The following is a 24,637-nucleotide window of genomic DNA, read 5'->3' on the forward strand; positions in this document are numbered from 1 at the left end:
GGTGACACTAACCGCCGCCTCGGCGCGTCATCTCTCGCACTGTCGAGGCTGCCGGTGCCATGATGAGGAGGTGGCACACGCAGAAGAACCGGAGGACCGGACCGCGTCGGCCGATCAGGTGGTGCGGCCGGGATCGCTGCTGGTCTCGTCCACGGAACTCGTCGAACCGACGTTCCGTCGCACCGTGGTCTACATCATCGAGCACAACGACGCCGGCAGCCTGGGCGTCGTCATCAATCGGCCGAGCGAGACCGCTGTGCACAACGTGCTCCCGCAGTGGTCGGATCTCGCTGCGGCCCCGAAAGCGCTCTACGTGGGCGGACCCGTCAAACGCGACTCCGCACTGTGTCTGGCCACGCTGCGGTCCGGCGTGGACGTCGACGACGTGCGGGGCATCCGTCGAGTGGACGGCCGTGTCGTGATGGTCGACCTGGACTCCGACCCGGCTGCGATCGCCCCGCTGGTGGAGGGCATGCGCATCTTCGCCGGCTACTCGGGATGGACGCTCGGGCAGCTCGAGGGAGAACTCGAGCGGGACGACTGGATGGTGGTGTCCGCGCTGCCGTCCGACGTCGTGGGCCCGCCGCGCGTCGATCTGTGGGCGCAGGTGTTGCGCCGTCAGCCGCTGCCGCTGGCGATGCTGGCGACCCACCCGATCGACGTCGACCGGAACTGAGACCGAAGTTCTCGTCAGTGGGCGAAGTGCCGAGCGTGCGAGTGCCCGTCGCCGTCGGTGGAGAGCGACGCCAGGACGGCGTCGATCGCTTCGCACAGCATCCTACCCAGGTCTGCCGAGAAGCCCTCTCGCACAACAATTCTCAGGACCGAGACCGACTCGGCACGGGCCGGCATGGTGTACGCGGGAACTTGCCACCCGCGGGCGCGGAGTTCGTGAGAGACGTCGAAGACGGTGAAGCCGCAGTTCTCCCGCAGCGCGAATGCCACCACCGGGATGTCGGACCCGTCGGAGATGACGTCGACGTCGCCGTGCTCGCGCAGGTGGTCGGCGACGCGGGTCGCGGTCGAGCGCAGCGAGGTCATGACATCCGTGTAGCCGGCGCGGCCGAGGCGGAGGAAGTTGTAGTACTGACCGATCACCTGATTGCCCGGGCGTGAGAAGTTCAGGGTGAACGTCGGCATGTCACCGCCGAGGTAGTTGACGCGGAACACGAGGTCCTCGGGGAGGTCCTCCTTCTCGCGCCACACGACGAATCCCAGGCCGGGGTACGTCAGTCCGTACTTGTGACCACTGGCGTTGACGGACTTCACGCGCGGCAACCGGAAGTCCCACACCAGATCCGGGTTCAGGAACGGGACCACGAAACCGCCGCTGGCACCGTCCACGTGGATGGGGACGTCCGGCCCGCCGGCCGCGGCGATCTCGTCGAGCACGGCCGAGATCTCCTCGACCGGTTCGAGTTCGCCGGTGAACGTGGTCCCGAGAATCGCGAGCACGCCGATGGTGTTCTCGTCGACGGCGTCGCGCACCTGGTCGGCCGTGACGACGTAGCGGCCCGGCTCCATGTCGAGGTACTTCGGCTCGACGTCGAAGTAGCGACAGAACTTCTCCCAGACCACCTGGACGTTCGTCCCCAACACGAGGTTGGGCCGACCGGTGTCCGCACCGGCCGCGGTCCGACGTGCGCGCCACCGCCATTTCAGTGCCAGACCGGCGAGCATGACGGCCTCGGACGAACCGATCGTCGAGACGCCCGTCGCGCTGGACGGATCGGTCGGGTCGAGCCCGGGCGCGTTCCAGAGATCCGCCACCATGTTGACGCACCGCTCCTCGATCGCCGCGGTGGCCGGGTACTCGTCCTTGTCGATCATGTTCTTGTCGAACGTCTCGGCCATCAGCTTCTCGGCCTCGGGCTCCATCCACGTGGTGACGAACGTGGCGAGGTTGAGGCGGGAACTGCCGTCGAGCATCAGCTCGTCGTGGATGAAGCGGTAGGTGACGTCGGGATCCATGCGGTCGTCCGGCAGTCGCAGCGCCGGAACGGGATCGTTGGCCAAGCGCCCGGTGTAGGCAGGAGAGATCGTTCCGTCGCGCGGGATTCTCGTCACGACGCCACGCTACTGCGGTGACCGGGGCGGTGCCTGTGAACTTCCGGTGTCATTCCAGAAGTGATGCGGCCACTCGCAGATCGGCGACGAGTGCGTCGAACGCGGCATCGCGTTCGTCGTCCGGCGCTCGGAGGACGGCCGACGGGTGCGCGGTGGCAACAGCTCTCGCCTCGCCCACCTCGAGGACGCGCCCCCGGTCGACACCGATCCGGAACGAGGTCCCCAGCATCGCCTGCGCCGCCGTCGCGCCGAGGAGGACCACGACGGACGGGTCGACGGCGCGGATCTCCGCCTCGAGCCACGGGTGACACGCGACGACCTCCGAGCGCAGCGGCTTCTTGTGGATGCGCCGCGGGCCGCGGTCGGCACGCGTGAATTTGAAGTGCTTGACCGCGTTGGTGACGTAGGTCAGCTCCCGGTCGATGTCCGCCTGCGCCAGAGCACGATTCAGGAGCGCACCCGCCGGGCCGACGAAGGGCTGTGCCCGTCGATCCTCCTGATCCCCCGGTTGCTCGCCGATGAGCATCATGCGAGCGGACGGGGTGCCGGCTCCGAACACCGTGTTCTCCGCGGGCTCCCACAGGTCGCATCCCCGGCAACTGTGGGCGGCGTCGGCGAGAACGCGGAGATCGTCGGACTCGGGCACGAAGGTGCCCGCGCCGGGAAACTTCGGGGCCATGTCTTCGGTGGTACCCGCCACGGACCCGGTGACACCTGTTTGGCACCCCCCAAGGCCGGGGCATGCCACGGCGATGACCGACCAGTACACGTTCACCGATCCCGTCACCCAGTACCGACAGGACGGGTACCCCGAGCAGCACCAGGATCCGCCGGGCCTCGCCGCGGAACTCGAGCCCAAGGCCGACCACGGTGAGGGCAGCTACCGCGGCACCGGCCGGCTGACCGGGCGCAAGGCACTGGTCACCGGTGCGGACAGCGGCATCGGCCGCGCCGTCGCCATCGCGCTGGCCCGCGAGGGTGCCGACGTCGTTCTCAACTACCTGCCGTCGGAGGAGAAGGACGCGCAGGAGGTGGCCGACCTGGTGCGCACCGCCGGGAGGACGGCGGTACTCGCCCCCGCCGACCTCACGGACGAGTCCGCGGCTCGCGGCATCGTGCGCACCACCGTCGAGAAGTTCGGTGGCATAGACCTTCTCGTGAACGTCGCCGGCAAGCAGCAGTACGTCGAGAAGCTCGAGGATCTGAGCCCGGAGCAGTTCGACGCCACGTTCAAGACCAACGTGTACGCGCTGTTCTGGATCATCCAGGAAGCGGTTCCGCACATGCCGGCAGGATCGACTATCGTCAACACCAGTTCGATCCAGGCGTACACGCCGTCACCGGGACTCGTGGACTACGCGACGACCAAGATGGCGATCAACACGATGAGCAAGGCGCTGGCGCAGCAACTCGCTCCTCGTGGGATCCGCGTCAACGTCGTTGCTCCCGGTCCGTTCTGGACGCCCTTGCAGGCGTCCGGCGGACAGCCCACGTCGGCGCTGCCCGAGTTCGGCCAGGAGACGCCGCTCGGTCGTGCGGGTCAGCCCGCCGAGTTGGCCGGTGCCTACGTGTACCTCTCGTCGGCCGAGTCCGGGTACGTCACCGGCGACACGCTGAACGTCAACGGCGGCATGCCGACGCCGTAGTCGCCCGATCGTGGACTTCCGGCCCCGCATTCCGGGGTCGGGAGTCCACGATCACCGGAGCTCTCAGGCCTACCCTGGTGACATGACCGACTTCTCGTCCGACCAGGCCGCGTCGTTGCCCGATGCGGAGGTACTCGATCTCGTCGTCGCGCTCACGAGTGCCCGCCCGGCGCTGCGGGCGGTGTACGACGCCGCCGTGGCTCTGACTCCCGAGGCGTCGGTCGACCCCGACATCATGCCGCGCACGCCGTCGGTGTCCGACATCCCCCAGGTTCCGACGGACCCGGGTTTCACCGACGCCGGTGTCCCCACGTTCGACGCGGTGCGAGAGCGAATCGACGGGCGTTCGGGGCGTGCGGTGGGGTCCACCGAGCTGGATGCCGAGAGCGCGGTCGGCCGAACCGAGGCGGAGAAGTTCGCCGAGCGGGAACGCGCCGGCAAGGCGCGCCTGGACGAGATCAGGAAGTCGATGCAGCGTCCCTGATCGCCTCGCGCTCGTAGCGGCCCGCCAGGACGGCGCACACCACGAGTTGGATCTGGTGGAAGACCAGCAGGGGCAGAACGATGACCCCGACGGGTTGCCCCACGAACAGCACCGACGCGATGGCAATGCCGCTGGCCAGGCTCTTCTTCGAGCCACAGAACACCACGACGATGCGGTCGTCACGCGTCATGCGGAGCGCGCGCGCGATCCCGGCTGTCGCCGCGAGAACAACAGCGAGCATTGCACTGCACAAGACCACCACTGCGACGATCTGCCACGGCGTCGTGGCAGCCCAGACTCCCTCGACCCGTGACGCACTGAATGCGGCGTAGACGATCAGGAGGATCGATCCGCGGTCGACGAGCAGCGTGGTGGACCGGTGCCGCGCCACCCGTCCTGCGAGCCATCGCCTTGCGAACTGTCCGGCCACGAACGGCAGCAGGAGTTGGAGCATGATGTCGACGATCGATCCGGCATCGATGCTCGCTCCGCCGGTCGTGCTCATCAGCAGGACCACCAGCAGCGGCGTCGCGAACACTCCGATGATGTTGGACAGCGACGCGCTGACGACGGCGCCGGCGACGTTGCCGCGGGCGATCGAGGTGAAGGCGATCGACGACTGGATCGTGGACGGAACGAGGCAGAGGTAGAGCATCCCGGTGTAGAGGTCGTCGGTCAGCAGCCCCGGCGCGAGCACCCGTACTCCGAGCCCGAGGACCGGGAACAGCAGGTACGTGCAGGCCAGAACGACCCCGTGCAGTCGCCAGTGCCGGACTCCGTCCATGGCGTCACGCGGAGACAGTCTGATTCCGTACAGGAAGAACAGCAGGGCGATGCCGATCGTGGTGACCCACGACAGGACGTCCGCTGCGGTGCCGGAGACCGGGAACACGGTGGCCGCGATGGCAGCAGCGAAGATCGCGAGGACGAAGCCGTCGAGCGCTCTGATGGTGCCTGTCAGGGAGAACGCCACGTCAGGACGGCTGGCACGCGTCCTTGAGGCTGCACGAGATGCAGCTGTGGCCGCATCCACCGGTCTCCTCGACCGGCACTGCGGCCGCGGCGCGGGTGCCCATGGCACCGCCGTACGCAGCGGTGACGAGCGCGGCGACGGTGGTCAGCACGGCGGCGACCACGCCGAAGATGCCGCCCGGCGCGAGGGTCGCCACTGCGCCGACCAGCAGGAAGACCGCGGCGGCGGCCGTCGTCGGGCCGGCGACCCGGTTGGCGACGGTGAACGTCTCGTCCGAGCGCATGCTCGCTTCCGTTCGGACTCCGGCGACGGAGTTGCGCTTCAAGCGGCCGGTCAGACCGAGGAACGCCACCGCGCCCAGCGCCACGGCGCCGACGAGGAGTACGAGCAGAAGGATCACGGACACGACAATCACGAGCACCACTTTACGGCGTCGTGGCCGGGCGTCCGCGTGCGGATCGTCACGCTTTACGCTGGTCGGGTGAGTGAACACGGCGACACCTCCCCCGACACGACCCCCGGCCACCGCTACACGGCGGATCTGGCGGGTTCCCTCGAGTCGCGCTGGCAGGAGCGGTGGGCCGCCGAGGGGACGTTCGACGCACCCAATCCGGTGGGCGAGCTCAGCACCGGCGATCCGGTTCCGACCGACAAGTTGTTCGTGCAGGACATGTTCCCGTACCCGTCCGGCAGCGGTCTGCACGTCGGCCACCCGCTCGGTTACATCGCGACGGACGTGTTCGCCCGCTACCACCGCATGCAGGGCCGCAACGTGCTGCACACGCTGGGTTACGACGCCTTCGGCCTGCCCGCCGAGCAGTACGCGGTGCAGACGGGCACGCACCCGCGCACCACCACCGAGGCGAACATCGCCAACATGCGCCGGCAGCTGGGGCGGCTGGGACTCGGTCACGACACCCGCCGCTCGCTCGCCACGACGGACGTCGACTTCTATCACTGGACGCAGTGGATCTTCCTGCAGATCTTCGATTCCTGGTACGACACCGAGGCCGGTAAAGCACGACGGATCGCCGAGCTCGAGGAGGAATTCACCTCCGGTGCTCGGACTCTGGACGACGGGCGTGCATGGGCCGATCTCTCGGTCTCCGAGCGTCGCGACGTCATCGACGGTCATCGTCTGGTCTACCAGTCCAACTCGCTGGTCAACTGGTGCCCCGGTCTGGGCACCGTGCTGGCCAACGAGGAGGTCACCGCCGACGGTCGCAGCGACCGCGGCAACTTCCCGGTGTTCCGGAAGAACCTGCGCCAGTGGATGATGCGGATCACCGCATACTCCGACCGGTTGATCGACGACCTGGATCTGCTGGATTGGCCGGACAAGGTCAAGACGATGCAGCGCAACTGGATCGGGCGCTCCCGCGGCGCCGAGGTGACGTTCGTCGCCGGTCTGCCGCACGGGTCCGGCACCGCCGACATCGACGTGTGCACCACCCGCCCCGACACGCTCTTCGGCGCCACCTACGTGGTGCTGGCACCCGAACACCCGCTGGTGGACGACATCACGGCGGCGGCATGGCCGACGGACACCGACGAGCGCTGGACGCACGGTGAGGGAACTCCCGTGCTCGCGGTCGGTGCCTACCGTCGTGCGATCGCAGCCAAGTCGGACCTCGAGCGCCAGGAGAACAAGGAGAAGACCGGTGTGTTCACCGGCGCCTTCGCCGTCAACCCCGTCAACGGCGCGTCGGTGCCGATCTTCATCGCCGACTACGTCCTGACCGGCTACGGCACCGGTGCCATCATGGCCGTCCCGGGTCACGACCAGCGTGACTGGGAGTTCGCCACGAAGTTCGGACTGCCTGTGGTGCAGGTGATCTCGGGTGGCGCTGTCGACGAGTCCGCGTGGACCGGCGACGGCGAGCTGATCAACTCCGATTTCCTGGACGGCCTCACCGTCGACGCGGCCAAGGCGCGTGTCATCGAGCACCTCGAGTCCGAGGGCCGCGGCAGGGGCACCATCCAGTACAAGCTGCGCGACTGGCTGTTCGCCCGTCAGCGGTACTGGGGCGAGCCCTTCCCGGTGGTGTACGACGCGGACGGCAAGGCGCACCCGTTGCCGGATTCTGCTCTGCCGGTGGAACTTCCGGAGGTGGAGGACTACGCACCCGTGTCGTTCGACCCGGACGACGCGAACAGTGAGCCGTCTCCCCCGTTGGCGAAGGCGACCGACTGGGTGAACGTCGAGCTCGACGTGGGCGACGGGCTGCAGACGTACACGCGCGACACCAATGTCATGCCGCAGTGGGCCGGTAGCTCGTGGTACCAGCTGCGCTACATCGATCCGACCAACTCCGAGCAGATGTGCGCTCCGGAGAACGAGGCGTACTGGATGGGACCGCGCCCCGACGTTCACGGCGAGAACGACCCCGGTGGCCTCGACCTCTACGTCGGCGGCGTGGAACACGCTGTGCTGCACCTGCTGTACGCGCGGTTCTGGCACAAGGTGCTGTTCGACCTGGGGCACGTCAGCTCGAAGGAGCCGTACCGCCGCCTGTACAACCAGGGCTACATCCAGGCGTACGCGTTCACCGACGCGCGCGGCGTCTACGTCGCGGCCGACGAGGTGGAGGAGCGCGACGGCGGGTACTTCCACGACGGGCAGCCCGTCACTCGTGAGTACGGGAAGATGGGCAAGTCCCTGAAGAACTCCGTCTCCCCCGACGAGATCTTCACCGAGTACGGCGCGGACACCCTGCGCATGTACGAGATGTCGATGGGTCCGTTGGACACGTCCCGGCCGTGGGCGACCAAGGACGTCGTCGGCGCGCACCGCTTCCTGCAGCGCGTCTGGCGTCTGGTGGTCGACGAGGAGACCGGCGCCGTCCGGACCACCGACGCGACGCCGAGCGACGCCACGCTGAAGGCTCTCAACCGGACCGTCGAGGGTGTCGACGCGGATTACGCTGCGCTGCGCGACAACACGGCCGGCGCGAAGCTCATCGAGTACACCAACCACCTCACGAAGGAGTACCCGCAGGGCGCACCTCGGGACGCCGTCGAGCCGTTGGTGCTGATGCTGGCTCCTCTCGCACCACACATCGCCGAGGAACTGTGGAACACGTTGGGACACAGCGAGTCACTGGCTCACGGTCCCTTCCCCACGGTCGACGAGAAGTGGCTCGTGGACGACACGGTGGACTACCCGATCCAGGTCAACGGCAAGGTGCGCAGTCGCATCACGGTGGCGGCCGACGCGTCCCGTGAGGACGTGCAGGCGGTGGCCCTGGCCGACGAGAAGATCGTCGCGCTTCTCGACGGCAAGGATCCGAAGAAGGTCATCGTCGTACCGGGCAGAATGGTGAACATCGTTCTGTAGCTCGGGAAGTCTCCACCTCCCCCCCGGCGTACTCGCGGGGAGGAGGCGGGACCGACCTCACCACACCAGGTCGTCGGCTCCCTCGATCTCACGCCATTCGACGGGCCGGACGCCGGGAACCAGGGCGAGGCGATCGGCCGCCGTCAGCTCGGCCATCGCCAGGCCGGTCGCAGCGGCGATGTCGATGATCGGCACCTGATACGTGCGGTACGCCCCCAAGCGGAGGAATGTCGCGGGCCAGGACGCCGCGTTCCAGAATGGGTGCCAGCGACTCCGACTGGTCGAGCACGTAGCCGGTCGCCGCGAGCACGTCGTTCTGCCACCAGGCCGCGATCTTGAAGAAGCGCCGCGGTATCGCGACACCGCGGTAGACGGGATCGTCCTCGGCGAACACGCAGCCGCTGAAGACGGAGATCGTCTGCCCGTACGTCCGCGCGTGCTCGAGCACGTAGTCCTCGAGGCCGAGCCAGAGAGTCTTGGACTGGTTCAGCGTGGCCGTCTGCGGTCCGCACACCGTGTAGTGGAACGTGTCCTCGTTGGCCTGCTCGGCGACGTCACGCGAACCCCACACCGGGTCGCGTCGTCGTACGAGATGCCCACGGTCGATGTCGTTGTTCGCGTACAGCTCCGGGCCCGCCTGCGCGGTCGCCGGCAGGCGCGGATCGAGGCGCCAGTCGTCTCCGCGGTCCACCTCCTGCAACGCGCCGCCGTCGATGTTCACCGCGGTCACGGCGGCGAGGCGCCGTTCGGTGTCCATCGACACGGAGAAGTGCGTGTAGGTCAGGACGGTCAGGTCCGGCCGGGCGGGGAGCGGCAGCGGGGTGGTGGACAGGAAGGTCTCGTCGTATCCCATGCCGTCATTCAGCCACGGTGGGGTGACACGGGGGTGAACACCCACGAACCCCCCGCGAGTACGTCCTGATTGTCGTGATCAGCAGCTGGATCACGACACTGTCGACGTACTCGCGAGGGGCGAGGGGTGAAGCAGGGTGCTCTAGAAGTCCACCTTCGCCCGCGACCGCACCTTCGTCACGATGGAGAAGACCACCGCGATGACCATCAGCGTGTACAGGACGACGGTGATGCCACTGCCGACGAGGACGGAGACGTCCCCCTCACTGACGGCCAGGGCTCGTCGCAGCGAATCCTCGGCGAGCGGTCCCAGGATGACGGCGATGAGCACCGGCGCCAACGGGATTCCGAAACGGCGCAGCATGAATCCGATGATGCCGAGTCCGAGCATGGCGATGAGGTCCACGATCGAGGCGCTCACCGCGTAGACGCCGAGCGAGGCGAACACGGTGATGCCGGCGTACAGGTAGTTCTTGGGGATCTTGAGCAGCTGCGCCCACAGGGGGGCGAACGGCAGGTTCAGGATCAACAGGACCACCATGCCGACGAAGAGGCTGGCGAGCAGTGCCCAGACGACCTCACCGTTGCGCTCGAACAGCAACGGTCCCGGTTGGATCCCGTACTGCTGGAACGCTGCGAGCAGGATCGCTGCCGTCGCCGACGTGGGGAGCCCGAGGGCGAGAAGCGCACCCATCGCGGTACCGGCGGTGGAGTTGCCGGCGGCTTCCGGTCCGGCGACGCCGCGGATCGCGCCCTTTCCGAACATCGGGTTCTTGCTGCGTCGGTCCAAGCGGCGCTCGGTGCCGTAGGCCAGGAAGCTCGGCACCTCGGCGCCGCCGGCGGGGATGACGCCGAAGGGAACACCGAATGCGGTGCCGCGCAACCATGCAGGCATCGCTTCGCGGAACTCTGCCTTGCTCAGGAAGGGTCGACCCTTCGACGGGATCAGCGTGGTGTCGTCGGGCTTGCCGATCTTCGAGGCGATGAAGATGACCTCGCCGAGGGCGAGCATCGCGACGGTGATGACCACCACGGAGATGCCGTCGAACAGTGCCGGTACCTCGAACGTGAACCGTGATGCGCCGGAGGGTCCGTCGATACCGATGACGGCGAGTGTCAGGCCGATCAGCAGTGCGCTCAGACCCTTGAGGACGGAGTCGGACACCACTGCGGACGTCGCGATGAAGGCGAACACCGCCAGGGCGAAGTACTCCGCGGGTCCGAAGTTCGTGGCCAGGTCGGCGAGCGTCGGGGCGAAGAACACCACGAGGGTGGTGGCGATGATGCCGCCGATGAAGGCGCCGATGGCGGAGGTGGCCAACGCTTGTGGGGCGCGGCCGTTCTTCGCCATGCGGTGCCCCTCGAACGTTCCCGCGATCGCCGTGCTGTTTCCGGGGGTGTTCATGAGGATGCCGGAGATCGAGTCACCGAACAGGCCGCCGAAGTAGACGCCGGCGAACATGATGAGCGCCGAGGTCGGCTCGAGGGTGAACGTCACGGGCAGGAGCAGGGCGACAGCCATGGCCGATCCGAGTCCGGGGAGGACACCCACCGCGGTGCCGAGCAGGGCGCCGACGACGACCCACACGATGTTCATGGGCGTCAGCGCGGTGCCGAAGCCGTCGATGAGATTGGAGAGTGCGTCCATCAGAACACCGCCGCGAGTATGCCGCCGGGCAGCGTGAGCCCGAGTCCACCGGAGAAGACCAGCTGGACGACGGACGACATGACCAGCGCCACACCGGCGTCGAAGACGAACCGGGTGCCGCCGAGTCCGATCGAGACGCCCCAGAACAGCAGCGCACCGGCGAGAACCCATCCCAGCGGATTCAGCAGGGCGATGAACAGGGCGATCGAGCCGACGGTGATGCCGACGGAACGCCAGTTGGACACGGTGCCGGTGTTGGGCTCGCCGGCCTCGTCGACGCCGAGGTCGACCTCGTCCGGAGTGCGCAGCAGTTGAACCGCGACGAGCACGGCGATCACGAAGCACAGTCCCGCGATGATGGCCGGGAAGACCTGCGGGCCGGGCGATGTCGCGGTGTCGGGTACGTCCATGGTGACGGTGCCGTAGATCAGGAACAGGCCGAGGGCGACGAGAAGCCCCGACACCACCAGTCCGCTCCGGCCGTGGAGGAAACCACGATCGGTATCGGGCGGCGTTTCCACCCGCGTGGTCGAAACACTCTCACTCATACCAGGCCCAACTCTCGGAGGATGTCGGTGATGCGGGTCTGTTCGACCTCGAGGAAGTCACCGAAGTCGTCCCCGGTGACGAAGGACGGCTTCCACCGGTTGCGCTCGATGGCGGTGTCCCACTGTTCGGTCTCCTGCATCTCGGTGACGATCTCGATCAACGTCTGCCTGTCGGTGTCCGAGATGCCGGGAGGTGCGACGAATCCGCGCCAGTTGACCAGGTCGACGTCGTACCCGAGTTCCTTGAACGTCGGGGTGTCGATCCCCTCGACGGGCTCGGGTGCCGCCACCGCGAGGGCGCGGACGTTCCCGGATTCGATCTGGTCGCGGAAGTCGTTGTATCCGCTGACGGCGATGCCGACGGTGTTGGACAACAGCGAGGTCAGCACCTCACCACCGCCGGAGAACGCGATGTAGTTGATCGCTGCCGGATCGATGTCGACCTGCTGTGCCAGCTGGCCGGAGACGATGTGGTCGATACCGCCGAGCGAGCCGCCGCCGATGGGGAGACCGCCGGGGTTGGCCCGCCATGCGGCGATGAAGTCCTCGAGGTTCTGGTACGGCGAGTCTCGCGGTACGACGAAGACCTCGAAGTCCTCGGCCATCTTGGCGATGGGCACGGTGTCCTGCAGGGTGATGTCGGAATTGTTGATCGCGATACCGCCGAGCATGACCGTGCCGGTCACCATGACCGTGGTCGACTGGCCCGTGAGATTCTCGAGCTGACTGAGCCCGATGGTCCCGCCGGCTCCGGGGACATTCACCACCTGGGCGTTGTTCACGATGCCGTCGGAACGGAGTGCTTGCTGCGACTCACGCGCCACCAGGTCCCATCCACCTCCCGCGGCGGCGGGAGCGATCAGGGTCAACTTGGCGCGGGCGTCGGATCCGCTGGCGCTGCCGGCCGCGTCGATGCCGGCGACGGCGACGACGGCGACGACAGCGAGCGTGCCGAGCGCGCGCTTCACTGTGATCTGCATGGGCACGACAACTCAGGAGTGGTTTCGGTCACATCAGGAGGCTAGGTTCTGGATGTCCGAATAGTCCAGGGAATCCGAGTTGTGGCCATAGTGTGCACGGACGAATACCGCGAAACGTACGTCGCCGCGACGGAATCTCGGTGAACCTGGAGTCTCCCCGATGTGAAAGGCACCGTCATGACCGTTGCAGTAGCGATGAATTCGACACCCGAAGGCCGTGAGGCGCTCGTGCAGGGACAGGCGGAGGCGACGCTGAGGGGAACCGATCTCGTCGTCCTGTCGGTGATCGACGCCGATTCGGTCACCACCGCCCACCGGGACGCAGCCGAGGCGCAGGCACGTCAGGTGCTGGGAGAGAACTCCTTCACGGTGCGCGTCGAACCCGACGGCGGCGATCCGGCGGGGGCTCTCGTCGATCTGGTCTCGGATGTCGGTGCCACGCTGGTGATCATCGGATCACGTCGCCGAAGCGCGGTCGGAAAGTTCCTGACCGGCAGCACGGTTCAGCGCGTGTTGCTCGACAGTCCGGTCCCCGTGCTCGTGGTCAAGGCGAACGAGCACTGAGTCACGCTCGCCCCTGATCCCCGATCACCGTGTGCGCAGGACGATCTCGGTGGGATGCGCATCGGCAGGGGTGTCCACGGCCTGGCGGACGGCGCGGGCGACGGTCTCGACGGTGAGGTACTTCGAGGCGTCGTACTCGTCGCCCTCGCCCGCGACGATCGCGCGCTGCATGTCGGTGTCGATGCGCCCCGGGTGGACGGACGTCACGCGCAGGGTCGGCTCCTCGAGGCGCAGTGCGTCGCCGAAGGCCCGCAGCGCGAACTTGCTCGCGGCGTAGGCACTCCACCCCGGGTTGGCCCTGATGCCGGCGCCCGAGTTGATCAACACGACGTGGCCGCCGGCTGCTCGGAGCGCGGGCAGCAGGAGGCGGGTGAGCTCGGCCACCGCGAAGACGTTGGCCTCGAACGTGTGTCGCCAGTCCGCGAGCGTCAGCGTCTCCACCGTGCCGAGATCGGCGACGCCCGCGTTGTGCACCAGGACGTCGAGGCTCGTGATGTCCGCGGTGGCCGCGGCGAGAGCGTCCGCGTCGGTGAGGTCGACGGGCCACGGCCGCGCGCTGATCAGTTCGTCGGAGATGCCCGTGACGGAGTCGGCCGTCGATCCCCCGACCCAGACGTCGTGATCGGCGGACAACAGGCGAGCGATTCCCGCTCCCAGTCCGCGGGCGGCTCCGGTGACGAGTGCTGTGCGTGGCATACAGCGAGGCTATCCGGCGCCCTTCTGGATGTGCGTCCGCATGTCCGAGTACGCCCTCGCGAAGGTCGCGACGTCGTCGTCGGTGAGGACGTCGAACATCGACGCCCGGACGGCGCCGACATGGCCGGGGCTCGACGCCGCGAGCTTGTCCATACCCGCGTCGGTGAGTTCCGCGAGCATCCCCCGACGGTCGTCCTCGCATTCGACGCGGACGACCCAACCGGCGTCGACGAGTCGGGTGATCGCCCGGGTGACGCCACTGCGGGTGGTGGTCACCGCATCGGCCAGGTCGCGCATCCGCATCTGTCGGCCGGGTGCCTCCGAGAGCACGACGAGCAGCTCGAAGTCGGTGAAGGAGATCCCGGAATCGCGCGTGAGCTGCCGATCGAGCGTCTGCATCAGCAGACGCGTCGCGTCGAGGTACGAGCGCCAGGCGCGCTGCTCGTCCTCGGTCAGCCACTGAGTCATGACACGAGTCTACCCAAGTAGTTGACAGCGCAACCATGTGCGGTACTGTTCTCGGTAGTTGACAACGCAACGATTCGATCGAAGGCGGAGACGATGAACATGACAGCCGACGAGCAGCAGCGCTCGGACGAGTTCGAGGCCCGGCGCGACCGACTGCGGGGCCTGCACCTGCAGCCTGCGGAGTCCCGCCCGACGTCCTCGGCGCGCGGACTGCACCACACCGCGCTGATCAGCAGCGACGTCGAGCAGACCATCCTGTTCTACCAGGGTGTGCTCGAGTTCCCGCTGACCGAGTTGATCGAGAACCGCGACTACCCCGGCTCGTCGCACTTCTTCTTCGACATCGGGAACAGCAACCTCCTCGCCTTCTTCGACTTCCCCGGCCTCGACGTCGGCCCCTACGAGGAGGTGCTCGGCGGACTGCATCACGTGGCCATCAGCGTGGAACCCGACCGCTGGGAACACCTGCGCACCAAGCTGACGGATGCGGGCGTCGAGCTCACGGAGCACAGTGGAGTCTCGATCTACTTCCGTGATCCCGATGGTGCACGCCTCGAACTCATCGCCGACCCGCTCGGCGAGATGTACGGCCACCACGTTCTCTGAGTCCGAATCACCCCCGAACCACGTCCCTCTCCCGAAAGGTCACTCATGACGAAGCTCGCGATCCTCTACTACTCCTCCACCGGCCACGGCACCACGATGGCGGCCGAGCTCGAGAAGGCCGCGCAGGCGGCCGGCGCCGAGGTGCGCGTCCGGCACATCGCCGAGACCCGTGACCCGGCGACCTTCGCCGAGAACCCCGCCTGGACTGCCAACTACGAGGCCACCAAGGATCTGCCGGCCGCCACCGGTGACGACATCGTGTGGGCCGACGGCGTCATCTTCGGCTCGCCGACCCGTTTCGGCAGCGTCGCGTCCCCGTTCCAGACCTTCTTCGACACGCTCGGTGGCCTGTGGGCCCAGGGCAAGCTCGCCGACAAGGCCTACGCCGCGTTCACCTCGAGCCAGACGGCCCACGGCGGCCAGGAGACGACCATCGTCAACCTGTACACCTCGCTCATGCATTTCGGCGGCATCCTCGTTCCCCCCGGCTACACCGACGGACTGAAGTTCGCCGACGGCAACCCCTACGGCGTCGGCCACGTCACCGGACCCGACAACCAGAACGAACTGGACGACGCGACCCGCGCCGCCCTCGGACATCTCGCCACCCGCGTCGTCACCATCGCGGGCAAGCTCGCTCGGTAGTCTCACTTCCCATCCCGAGAAGGGACCCCCATGACGACCTCCACCGCACCCGAACTCGACGTCCGTCGCGCCGACGACCGGCCGGCCACGAACATCGGCTGGCTCGACTCGCACCATTCGTTCTCGTTCGGACATCACTACGATCCCGACAACACCCACCACGGGGTGCTGATGGTGAACAACGACGACATCGTGGACGCGGGTACCGGTTTCGACACGCACCCGCACCGGGACATGGAGATCGTCACGTGGGTCCTGCAGGGATCCCTCGTGCACCAGGACTCCATCGGGCACAACGGGCTCATCTACCCGGGGCTCGCCCAGCGGATGAGCGCCGGCACGGGAATCCTGCACTCGGAGAAGAACGACTCGTGGCGTCTCGCGTCGACGGAGAACCCGTCGCAGAAGCATCGGGACCCGGTGCACTTCGTGCAGATGTGGGTCGTGCCCGACGAGGCCGGCATCACCCCCGGGTACGAGCAGCTCGAGATCGACGACGAACTGCTCTCGGGCGGGCTGGTTCCGGTCGCGTCGGGAATGGACGCCTACAAGGACCACTCGGCGATCCGCATCAAGAACAAGTACGCCGCGATGCACGTCGCACGGTTGCGTTCCGACACCCCGGCTCAGGACCTTCCGGATGCTCCGTTCCTGCACGTCTTCGTCGCCCGCGGCGAGGCCTCGCTCGAGGGCGTGGGCCTGCTGCGCGAGGGTGACGCGGTCCGCATCAAGGGCGGTGGCGGACAGACACTGTCGACGACGTCCGCAGCCGAGGTCATCGTCTGGGAGATGCACGCCACCATCGGTCGCTGACCGTCACGCTTCGATCAGCCCTGGAGCCTGTTCGGCTCCAGGGCCGATCGCCGTCGTGAGTAGGTGAAGTAGAGCACCGACGTGGCCGCCAGCCAGACCGCGAAAAGGATCCACGTCTGGATGTGCAGGGTGCTGATGAGGTACAGGCATGCGCAGATCGACAGGATCGGGAGCACCGGGTACAGCGGAACCTTGAAGCCGCGCTCGATGTTCGGCTCGCGGCGGCGCAGAATGATCACTCCGGCGGAGACGACGATGAAGGCCACGAGCGTGCCCATCGACACCAGGTCCGCCAGGAAGTCCAGTGGCAGGAAACCCGCGAGCAGGGACACGAAGAACGCCACGATGATCGTGTTCTTCACCGGTGCGAGGCTGCGAGGGTTCACCTGCGAGAACACCTTCGGGATCAGACCGTCGCGGCTCATCGCGAACAGGATCCGAGTCTGCCCGTAGAGGGTGACCAGCGTGACCGAGAAGATCGAGACGACGGCGCCCGCCGACAGCACGATCGACGGCCAGCTCGATCCTGTGACGTACTGCAGGATCTCGGCGAGACCGGCCTCCTGGCCCTCGAACTCGGTGTACTTCTGCGCGCCGATCGCCGACATCGTCACCAACAGGTAGATCAGCGTGACCACCACCAGCGCGCTGATGAGCGCGATGGGCAGCGTGCGCTTGGGATTGTGCACCTCCTCGCCGGCCGTCGACACCGCGTCGAGTCCGATGAACGAGAAGAAGATCAGGCCGGACGCCGCACCGACACCGGCGACTCCGAACGGGGCGAACGGTTCCAGATTCTCGAGACTGAATCCGGTGAAACCGACGATGGCGAACATCGCGAGGATGCCGATCTTGATGACGACCATGACGGCGTTCGCACGAGCGGACTCACTCGTTCCGCGGATCAGCAACACGGCGCACAGCGCGACGAGAACGATGGCGGGCAGGTTGACGCCGAAGCCGGCGCCGTCCCCGGGTGCATGCGACAGCACGTCCGGAATGCGTAGTCCGACAGTACGATCCAACAGGTCGTTGAGATACTGGGACCACAGCACCGACACCGCGGCCGTCGACACGCCGTACTCGAGGATGAGGCAGGCGCCGACGAGGATCGCGACGAACTCGCCGATGGTGGTGTACGTGTAGGTGTAGGTCGACCCGGAGGCCGGGATCGACGACGCCAGCTCGGCGTAGCAGAGCGCCGTCAGGCCGGCCGTGACGGCGGCGATGACGAACGAGAAGATGACGGCGGGCCCCGCCACCGGGACGGCGGACGAGAAGATGAAGAAGATGCCGGTGCCCACGGTCGAGCCGACGCCGATGCACGTCAGCTGGAACGTGGTGATCGACCGCTTCAGCCGACCTTCGCCCGTCGCCTCCAGGGCTGCGATGTCGCTGATCGACTTGCGTCGCAGCAGTCCCGAACCGTTGCCCGGATCGCTCATGTTTCCTCCACTATCGGCGCGGTTCACCGAGCGAATCGGCTTCCACGGGGAACGACCAGAATCGGAACAGGGCTGTACCGCAGAATCTTCGACGCGGTGGAGCCGAGGAACACCCGGGCGAGAGGTCCGAGGCGGGACGAACCGAGCACCAGCAGGTCCTCGGGCCCCAGCTCGACCGAGTCCACCACGTGCTGCCAGTCCCCGCCGGAACCCACCGCGCACGTAGGGGACAGGGCCGGGTAGGCGGACGTGACGTCCGACGCCGCGGAGTGCAGCATCTCGGTGGCCTGCTCACGCCACTGCGACGTCACCAGATCCTCCGCGTCGTAGCCACCGAAGGGGGGATACGTCGTCGAGCGTCGTGGTGCGAACGCCACCAGGCGCAGCGCGATGTTCCAGCGCACCGCGAGAGCCGCTGCGGAATACAGCGCATCCTTGGCTTCCGGGGTCCCGGTGTAGGCGCAGGAGATGCGGGAGACGGCGTCGGTGCGGCGGCGTGCTCCGCGCGGCGCCAGTGCCAGCGGAACAGCCGACGAGTGCAGCAGCGTCTCGCTCGTGCTCCCCGGCGTGAAGCGATCGTCGGGACCGTCGGAGCTCCCCAGCACCACCAGGTCGGCATGGTGAGTGGCCGCCGCCGCGGTGAGTGCGGCCGACTCGGCGGCGTTCTCGGCGAAGAAGGCGGAGGGCGATCCCAGATCGGCCGGAGTGAGCAGGTCCGCCATCGCCGCATCGGCCCGAGCGGCCGCATCCGTGCCGCGCTCCTCGAGCCAGCGTCGGTACTCCGCGTCCACGTGCGCCATCGACGGGAACGGCCACGTCCGCGGCAGGACGGTGCACGTGCGGACCGTCATCGCGCCGCCCGCGGCCCGAGCGGTGGTCGCCATGCGCGCGGCCAGACCCAGAGCATCGTGACCGGAGTCGTCCGGCAGCCACCCGACCAGCGCGGACATCGACGCGGTCGACACACCCACCACCCCCGACCAATTGCCCCGGCGCGTTCGACGCCGATGGCTCAGTATGCGACCGACGCGCCGGGCCCGCACCCCGACTCACCGGCGCGTCCTGCAGGATCGCGCCGTCCGACGGATGATGTCTCCCATGGCCGCCCCCGGATTCACCCCGACTCAGCTCGCGGCACGGGCCGCCTATCTCCTGCGCGGCAACGATCTGGGCACCATGACCAGCGCGGCTCCGCGTCTGTACCCGCACATGTGGAGCTGGGACGCCGCCTTCGTGTCGGTCGGGCTCGCCCCGTTGAGTGTCGAGCGGGCCGTCGTCGAGCTCGACACCCTGTTGTCCGCGCAGTGGTCCAACGGCATGATCCCGCACATCGTCTTCGCCAGCGGTGTCGACGGATACTTTCCCGGGCCCGCCCGCTGGCAGGTGAACGAACTCGCCGCGCACGCACCCGTCGGCGTCCACACCTCGGGCATCACGCAGCCCCCCGTGCACGCGATCGCCGTGCAGCGCATTCTCGATCACGCCCGTCGACGTGGGCGGACCACGCGGCAGGTCGCCGGTGAGTTCCTCGATCGGCGATGGCCGGATCTGGTGCGGTGGCACCGCTGGCTGGCACACGCACGCGATCAGAACCACACGGGGCGCATCACGCTGTACCACGGGTGGGAATCGGGCATGGACAACTCGCCGCGCTGGGACGCGGCGTACGCGAAGGTGATTCCGGGGGCGGTGCCGCCGTACATCCGGGAGGACACGTCCATCGTCACCGACTCGTCGCAGCGCCCGAGCAACATCGAGTACGACCGCTATCTCTGGCTGCTCGAGGAGATGAAGCTCGCCCGGTACGACGATCTCGCGCTGAACAGTGCCATGAGCTTCGCGGTGGAGGACGTGTTCGTCAGCGCGATCTTCGCCGTCGCCTGTGACGTGCTGGCCACCATCGGCGAGGACCATTCCCGGCCTCATGCGGACGTGCGGGACCTGCGCGCCTGGGCCGACCGGTTCCGGAGCGGCGTCGTCGCCACCACCGACGCGCGTTCCGGCGCGGCTCGGGATCGCGACGTGCGGTCCGGGGAGTGGATCAAGACCGACACGATGGCGATGTTCGCGCCGCTGCTGTGCGGTGGGTTGCCTCGTGACACCGAGCGGGCGCTGCTGCGACTCTTCGAGGGTCCGCGCTTCTGCGGGCACCCGGACTTCAAGTACGCCGTTCCCCCGTCGACGTCGCCGATCTCGCGGGACTTCCGACCTCGCGAGTACTGGCGCGGTCCCGTGTGGCCGGTGGTGACGTGGCTGTTCTCGTGGGCCTTCGCTCGACGCGGGTGGTCGGAGCGGTCGGCGATGTTGCGCGAGGAGGGGCTGCGGCAGGCCAGCGACGGCAGCTTCGCCGAATACTACGAGCCGTTCACCGGAGAGCCGTTGGGAAGCATGCAGCAATCGTGGACCGCGGCCAGCGTGCTCGACTGGCTGGGCTGACCGCGGTCCACGACGGCAGGGAGAAGGTCAGACCTTCCACACCGCGACGACCGACGGACGGGGCTGCGAGTCGCCACCGTCGGGCCAGTGCGAGGCGGGGGCGTCGGCACTGGCGTCGTCCTCCTCGCCCGGGTGCTGCACGCTCACGACGACACGCTGCTCCTGCACGATCGGACCGCAGGTCTCGGCGCCCTTCGGCACGGTGAGGAACTGCTTCGTCTGGCCGCGGCGGTCACCGTCGAGAACCACCGAGAACAGGCCGTCGTTGGAGTCGAGGGCGTTACCGTCCGTCGACACCCACAGGTTGCCGTCGGCGTCGAACGCCAGGTTGTCCGGGCACGAGATCGGGCTGACCTGCGACTTGTCGAAGCCACCGAAGTAGGTGTCGGCGGCTGCGGGATCGCCACAGACGAGCAGAAGGTTCCACGTGAAACTGGTCCCGGCGTGGTCGTCGTCGAGCTCGAGGACCTGGCCGTTCTTGTTCTTGTCCCGCGGATTCGCCTCGTCGGCGGCGGCCTTGCCCTCGGTGCCTCGGTTCGAGTTGTTGGTCAGCGCCACGTACACCTTGCCGGTGACGGGGTTCGGCTCGAAGTCCTCCGGCCGGTCCATCTTGGTGGCGCCGACCTTGTCACCGGCGAGGCGCGTGAAGACGGCGACCTCCTCGGCGGACATGCCGTCGACCAGGGACTCGCCGCGGCCGTCCTCGCCGGTACGCAACAACGGGATCCACTCGCCCTTGCCGGCGAACTGTCCCGTCGTCGGGAGCTTTCCGGAGCCGTCGATCTGGTCGGGCGCGTCACCGGAAAGCGTCGCGACGTAGAGGGTTCCGGCGTCGAGAAGCGTCACGTTGGACCGCAGTGCCGCAGCGCCGGTGCCCTGCATCATCTTCCGGCTGGAGACGAACTTGTACATGTAGTCGAAACGCTCGTCGTCACCGCTGTAGGCGACCACGGTGCCGTCGTCGGTCACGTGGATGGTCGCGGCCTCGTGCTTGAACCGGCCGAGTGCCGTGTGCTTGATCGGCGCTGCGGTGGGATCCCACGGGTTCACCTCGACGACCCAGCCGAAGCGATTCACCTCGTTCGGCTCCTGCGCCAGATCGAAGCGCTTGTCGAATCGCTCCCATTTGCGCTCGGACGCAGCACCTTCCACGCCGTAGCGCGCCAGACGCTCGGCGACCACGGGGTCGGTCACACTCTCGGCGTTGGCGAAGTACTGGTTGATGTTCTCCTCGCCGGACAACACGGTGCCCCACGGGGTGACGCCACCGGAGCAGTTGTTGAACGTGCCGAACACCCTGGTGCCGGTGGGATCGGCGGAGGTCTTGAGGAAGTCACTGCCGGCCGCGGGTCCGGTGAGGACGAACTCGGTCGATCCGGTGATGCGACGGTTGTAGCGGCCCATCTGCGGGGTGAGCTTGCCCGAGCCGTTTTCACCGGCCACCTGGACCACCGAGAGACCATGGGCGGCAAGGCCGATGGCGACCTGCTCCGCGGTGGGGTTCTCCGCGTCGTACCCCTTGAAGAGGAACGGTTCCGTCGTGTACTCGTGGTTGACCACCAGCAGGTACTCGGTGGACGACCCGTCGATCGGCAGCAGACCCGCGAAGTCGTTGTTGAATCCGAACTGCTTCTCCTGGGCCGCCGAGGTCTGGTTGTCGAAGTCGAAGGCAGGCGCACCCTCGACCACCGGGTCGCCCCACCGGATGACGACGGCCTGCTCGTACCCCTCCGGGACGACGACCGCGTCCTCGGTGTTGGGCGCGACGGCGGCGAAGTCGAGTCCACGCGGCTCCGGGGTCGGGGTGGCCGACGCGGTGGTGGCCGTGCCCGAGTCCTCTGTGCCGCACGCGGCGAGGGCGCTGGTGGCGCCGACGGCCAGCACGGCCATCGCACTACCGCGCAGGATGCCGCGGCGCGTCATCGCCGTCTTGACTATGTCGCCGAAGTACTCGCTCGACGACGTGTTGGGCACCTCGTGGAAGCAGGCGTCGCCGCACTTGTACTTGCACGTCAGCGACGACCGCGAGGAGCTGCCGTCGTGCTGATGGGAGACGATCAGGGGAAGCGGAATCGTGGTCACCGGTCGACCGTAGAAGTGCCGGGCAAAAGGCAAAGGGAAGGTAAGCAACTCCCCGGGTGCAGGAAGGTGAACGGTGGGCGAACGTGTGTCGTCGGGGCACGCTCCGGGTAGACCGAGAGCGACGCGGAGACACCGCGACGAAGGAGGCACGACATGCCGATGCTCTCGGTGGGAGTCGAGAACGACGCCCCGATCGACCTGCACTACCAGGACCGAGGCGAGGGCGCGCCGGTGGTGTTGATCCACGGCTGGCCGCTCAACGAGCGGTCGTGGGAGCCCCAGATCGTCGCACTGCTCGACGCGGGCCACCGCGTCGTCACGTACGACCGGCGTGGATTCGGCAGCTCGTCGCAGCCCGAGTCCGGTTACGACTACGACACGTTCGCCGCGGACCTGTCGGTCCTGCTGGAGACGCTCGACCTGAGGGACGTGACGCTGGTGGGTTTCTCCATGGGCGGCGGCGAGGTGGTGCGCTACCTCGCGAAGTACGGCAGCGACCGCATCGCGAAGGCGGTGCTCGCCGGTGCTGTTCCCCCGTACCTCTACAAGTCCGAGGACAACCCCGACGGCGGCCTCGACGACGAGACGATCGCGGGGTTCGAGAACGGCGTCGAGGAGGACCGCAACGCCTTCCTCGACGGCTTCGCCACCAACTTCTTCAGCGCGAACGGCGAGCTGAAGGTCTCGGAGGAGGATCGTCAGTACGCGGTGGACATGGCGGCCGAAGCGTCGACACCGGCGATCCTCGGCTGCATCGAGGCGTTCGCGCGCACCGACTTCCGTGAGGACATGCCGAAGATCGACGTCCCCACCCTCGTCATCCACGGCGACGCGGACGCCATCGTTCCGTTCGAGGTGAGCGGCAAGCGCTCACACGAGGCGATCGCGAACAGCACCCTGGTACTCGTCGAGGGCGGCCCGCACGGGTTCAACACCTCGCACCCGGATCGGTTCAACCAGGAACTGCTCGCGTTCCTGGGCTGACGCGCACTCGCGAGGTGGGCGCCACAGCCCACCTCGCGAGAGTCGGTCAGGCCGCGCCGAGGAGCCCGTGGGGGTCGAGCACGAACTTCGTGGCCTCACCGGAGTCGAAGTCGGCGTAGCCCTGCGGAGCCTGCTCGAGCGAGATGGCGCGTGCGTTGACGGCCTTCGCGATCTGCACGCGATCGTGCAGGATCGCCATCATCAGCCCGCGGTGGTACTGCATCGTCGGGCACTGTCCGGTGGCGAAGGACAACGACTTGGCCCACCCGGTGCCGAGGCTCAGCGACAACGCGCCGACCTTGGCGGCTTCGTCGGATGCGCCGGGATCGCCGGTGACGTACAACCCCGGGATGCCGAGCGAACCACCCGCCGTCGTGATGTCCATCAGCGAATTCAGCACGGTGGCAGGCGCTTCCGTCGCCGACCCGTCACCGTGACCGCGTGCCTCGAAACCGACGGCGTCGACGCCGCAGTCGACTTCCGGTACCCCGAGCAGCTGCTCGATCTGATCCTTCGGATCGCCCTTGCTGACGTCGACGGTCTCGCAACCGAAGCTTCGGGCCTGCGCGAGCCGGCTCTCGTTGAGGTCGCCCACGATGACGACGGCGGCGCCGAGCAGTTGCGCGCTGGCCGCCGCGGCGAGTCCGACGGGTCCGGCGCCGGCGATGTAGACCGTCGACCCGACTCCCACTCCGGCCGTCACGCAGCCGTGGAAGCCGGTGGGGAAGATGTCCGACAGCATCGTCAGGTCGAGGATCTTTTCCATGGCCTGATCGCGGTCGGGGAACTTCAGCAGGTTCCAGTCCGCGTACGGCACCATGACGTATTCGGCCTGGCCGCCGACCCAGCCGCCCATGTCGACGTAGCCGTAGGCGGCGCCGGGACGATCAGGATTGACGTTCAGGCAGATGCCGGTCTTGCGTTCCTTGCAGTTCTTGCAGCGGCCGCACGCGATGTTGAACGGCACCGAGCACAGATCACCCTGCCTGATGAACTCCACGTCGCGGCCCACCTCGATGACCTCGCCCGTGATCTCGTGCCCGAGCACCAGGCCCTCGGGTGCCGTCGTGCGGCCGCGAACCATGTGCTGATCGCTGCCGCAGATGTTGGTGGACACCACCTTCAGGATCACTCCGTGCGGGCACTCGCGGCCCACACTCGCCGGGTTCACGCCGGGCCCGTCTTGCAAGGTGAAGCTGGGGAAGTCGATGTCGACGACCTCGACCTTCCCGGCTCCGGCGTAGGCGACGGCTCTGTTGTCGGCCATGTTTTCAGCTCCCGTTCGAGGTAGAGCGCCGACATTCTCGAGTGCGAATGTCGGCATCTCTCTCGACCGTACGCGGGATGATGTGCGCCGCGTCAC

24 protein-coding genes are annotated in these 24,637 nt (G+C 67.6%); 10 read left to right on the forward strand and 14 right to left on the reverse strand.

Annotated features, from left to right (window positions below; all coding sequences use genetic code 11):
• The first annotated feature begins 70 nt into the window (after positions 1–70).
• Positions 71–676: a YqgE/AlgH family protein gene (locus tag OG947_RS11265; RefSeq protein WP_328811866.1), complete on the forward strand. Its 606-nt coding sequence runs from the start codon at positions 71–73 to the stop codon at positions 674–676.
• 14 nt (positions 677–690) lie between these two features.
• Here OG947_RS11265 and OG947_RS11270 read toward each other — a convergent pair whose 3' ends face one another.
• Both OG947_RS11270 and OG947_RS11275 read right to left on the reverse strand, forming a co-directional pair.
• A complete protein-coding gene (locus OG947_RS11270) occupies positions 691–2,067 on the reverse strand; it encodes a glutamate decarboxylase (RefSeq protein WP_222632460.1) in 1,377 nt (458 codons plus the stop codon).
• Between the two features lie 49 nt (positions 2,068–2,116).
• Positions 2,117–2,746, reverse strand: a complete 630-nt coding sequence (locus tag OG947_RS11275; RefSeq protein WP_328811867.1) for a UdgX family uracil-DNA binding protein — start codon at positions 2,744–2,746, stop codon at positions 2,117–2,119.
• Between the two features lie 73 nt (positions 2,747–2,819).
• On the opposite strand from OG947_RS11275, the gene OG947_RS11280 reads away from it, so the two are divergent.
• Positions 2,820–3,713, forward strand: coding sequence for a glucose 1-dehydrogenase (locus OG947_RS11280; protein ID WP_204869424.1), 894 nt, complete (start codon positions 2,820–2,822; stop codon positions 3,711–3,713).
• A gap of 82 nt (positions 3,714–3,795) precedes the next feature.
• On the forward strand, positions 3,796–4,197 hold the full coding sequence (locus OG947_RS11285; protein WP_328810981.1) for a hypothetical protein: 402 nt from the start codon (positions 3,796–3,798) through the stop codon (positions 4,195–4,197).
• Here the strand turns inward: OG947_RS11285 and OG947_RS11290 are convergent.
• Positions 4,172–5,170, reverse strand: coding sequence for a bile acid:sodium symporter family protein (locus OG947_RS11290; RefSeq protein WP_328811868.1), 999 nt, complete (start codon positions 5,168–5,170; stop codon positions 4,172–4,174). The two genes, OG947_RS11285 and OG947_RS11290, sit on opposite strands and share 26 nt — an antisense overlap.
• Before the next feature lies 1 nt (position 5,171).
• Entirely contained in the window at positions 5,172–5,585 is a 414-nt protein-coding gene (locus OG947_RS11295; protein ID WP_027505979.1) for an SdpI family protein, read from the reverse strand.
• Between the two features lie 66 nt (positions 5,586–5,651).
• On the opposite strand from OG947_RS11295, the gene leuS reads away from it, so the two are divergent.
• Positions 5,652–8,507, forward strand: a complete 2,856-nt coding sequence (gene leuS / locus OG947_RS11300) for a leucine--tRNA ligase (RefSeq protein ID WP_328811869.1) — start codon at positions 5,652–5,654, stop codon at positions 8,505–8,507.
• 88 nt (positions 8,508–8,595) lie between these two features.
• Here leuS and OG947_RS11305 read toward each other — a convergent pair whose 3' ends face one another.
• From OG947_RS11305 to OG947_RS11320, 4 genes are all read right to left on the reverse strand, one after another.
• Positions 8,596–9,360 (reverse strand): DNA/RNA non-specific endonuclease, encoded by a 765-nt coding sequence (locus OG947_RS11305; protein WP_328811870.1) that lies wholly within the window; start codon positions 9,358–9,360, stop codon positions 8,596–8,598.
• Positions 9,361–9,501: 141 nt separating this feature from the next.
• Complete coding sequence (locus tag OG947_RS11310) at positions 9,502–11,007, reverse strand: tripartite tricarboxylate transporter permease (protein WP_222646446.1); 1,506 nt, start codon at positions 11,005–11,007, stop codon at positions 9,502–9,504.
• Positions 11,007–11,555 (reverse strand): tripartite tricarboxylate transporter TctB family protein, encoded by a 549-nt coding sequence (locus tag OG947_RS11315; protein WP_222637854.1) that lies wholly within the window; start codon positions 11,553–11,555, stop codon positions 11,007–11,009. Before OG947_RS11315 ends, OG947_RS11310 begins: the two co-directional genes overlap by 1 nt.
• Entirely contained in the window at positions 11,552–12,535 is a 984-nt protein-coding gene (locus tag OG947_RS11320) for a Bug family tripartite tricarboxylate transporter substrate binding protein (protein ID WP_328811871.1), read from the reverse strand. Before OG947_RS11320 ends, OG947_RS11315 begins: the two co-directional genes overlap by 4 nt.
• 177 nt (positions 12,536–12,712) lie before the next feature.
• On the opposite strand from OG947_RS11320, the gene OG947_RS11325 reads away from it, so the two are divergent.
• Entirely contained in the window at positions 12,713–13,099 is a 387-nt protein-coding gene (locus OG947_RS11325) for a universal stress protein (protein ID WP_027505984.1), read from the forward strand.
• Positions 13,100–13,123: 24 nt separating this feature from the next.
• On the opposite strand, the gene OG947_RS11330 is transcribed toward OG947_RS11325, so the two are convergent.
• Positions 13,124–13,795, reverse strand: coding sequence for an SDR family oxidoreductase (locus OG947_RS11330; protein WP_328811872.1), 672 nt, complete (start codon positions 13,793–13,795; stop codon positions 13,124–13,126).
• Between the two features lie 9 nt (positions 13,796–13,804).
• Positions 13,805–14,263, reverse strand: a complete 459-nt coding sequence (locus OG947_RS11335) for a MarR family winged helix-turn-helix transcriptional regulator (RefSeq protein ID WP_027505986.1) — start codon at positions 14,261–14,263, stop codon at positions 13,805–13,807.
• A gap of 99 nt (positions 14,264–14,362) precedes the next feature.
• Between OG947_RS11335 and OG947_RS11340 the strand changes: the two genes are divergently transcribed.
• From OG947_RS11340 to OG947_RS11350, 3 genes are read left to right on the forward strand one after another with little or no spacing between them, the layout of a single operon-like run.
• Positions 14,363–14,869 carry a VOC family protein gene (locus OG947_RS11340; protein WP_027505987.1) on the forward strand — a complete coding sequence of 169 codons (507 nt, stop codon included), beginning with the start codon at positions 14,363–14,365 and terminating at the stop codon, positions 14,867–14,869.
• Between the two features lie 45 nt (positions 14,870–14,914).
• Positions 14,915–15,514 (forward strand): NAD(P)H:quinone oxidoreductase, encoded by a 600-nt coding sequence (gene wrbA, locus OG947_RS11345; RefSeq protein ID WP_027505988.1) that lies wholly within the window; start codon positions 14,915–14,917, stop codon positions 15,512–15,514.
• A 30-nt stretch (positions 15,515–15,544) separates the two neighbouring features.
• Positions 15,545–16,327: a pirin family protein gene (locus tag OG947_RS11350; protein WP_027505989.1), complete on the forward strand. Its 783-nt coding sequence runs from the start codon at positions 15,545–15,547 to the stop codon at positions 16,325–16,327.
• A gap of 14 nt (positions 16,328–16,341) precedes the next feature.
• Here OG947_RS11350 and OG947_RS11355 read toward each other — a convergent pair whose 3' ends face one another.
• Positions 16,342–17,772: an amino acid permease gene (locus OG947_RS11355; protein ID WP_328811873.1), complete on the reverse strand. Its 1,431-nt coding sequence runs from the start codon at positions 17,770–17,772 to the stop codon at positions 16,342–16,344.
• Between the two features lie 23 nt (positions 17,773–17,795).
• Positions 17,796–18,737, reverse strand: coding sequence for a universal stress protein (locus tag OG947_RS11360; protein WP_328811874.1), 942 nt, complete (start codon positions 18,735–18,737; stop codon positions 17,796–17,798).
• 133 nt (positions 18,738–18,870) lie between these two features.
• On the opposite strand from OG947_RS11360, the gene ggh reads away from it, so the two are divergent.
• Entirely contained in the window at positions 18,871–20,208 is a 1,338-nt protein-coding gene (ggh, locus tag OG947_RS11365; RefSeq protein ID WP_204869410.1) for a glucosylglycerate hydrolase, read from the forward strand.
• 27 nt (positions 20,209–20,235) lie between these two features.
• On the opposite strand, the gene OG947_RS11370 is transcribed toward ggh, so the two are convergent.
• Positions 20,236–22,290, reverse strand: coding sequence for a PhoX family protein (locus OG947_RS11370; protein ID WP_027505992.1), 2,055 nt, complete (start codon positions 22,288–22,290; stop codon positions 20,236–20,238).
• Positions 22,291–22,443: 153 nt separating this feature from the next.
• On the opposite strand from OG947_RS11370, the gene OG947_RS11375 reads away from it, so the two are divergent.
• Entirely contained in the window at positions 22,444–23,274 is an 831-nt protein-coding gene (locus OG947_RS11375) for an alpha/beta fold hydrolase (protein WP_056440899.1), read from the forward strand.
• Positions 23,275–23,320: 46 nt separating this feature from the next.
• Here the strand turns inward: OG947_RS11375 and fdhA are convergent, their stop codons facing one another.
• A complete protein-coding gene (fdhA, locus tag OG947_RS11380) occupies positions 23,321–24,541 on the reverse strand; it encodes a formaldehyde dehydrogenase, glutathione-independent (protein ID WP_328811875.1) in 1,221 nt (406 codons plus the stop codon).
• Between the last annotated feature and the right edge of the window lie 96 nt (positions 24,542–24,637).

The organism is Rhodococcus sp. NBC_00297, from assembly GCF_036173065.1.
In the GTDB taxonomy this organism is placed as follows: domain Bacteria; phylum Actinomycetota; class Actinomycetes; order Mycobacteriales; family Mycobacteriaceae; genus Rhodococcoides.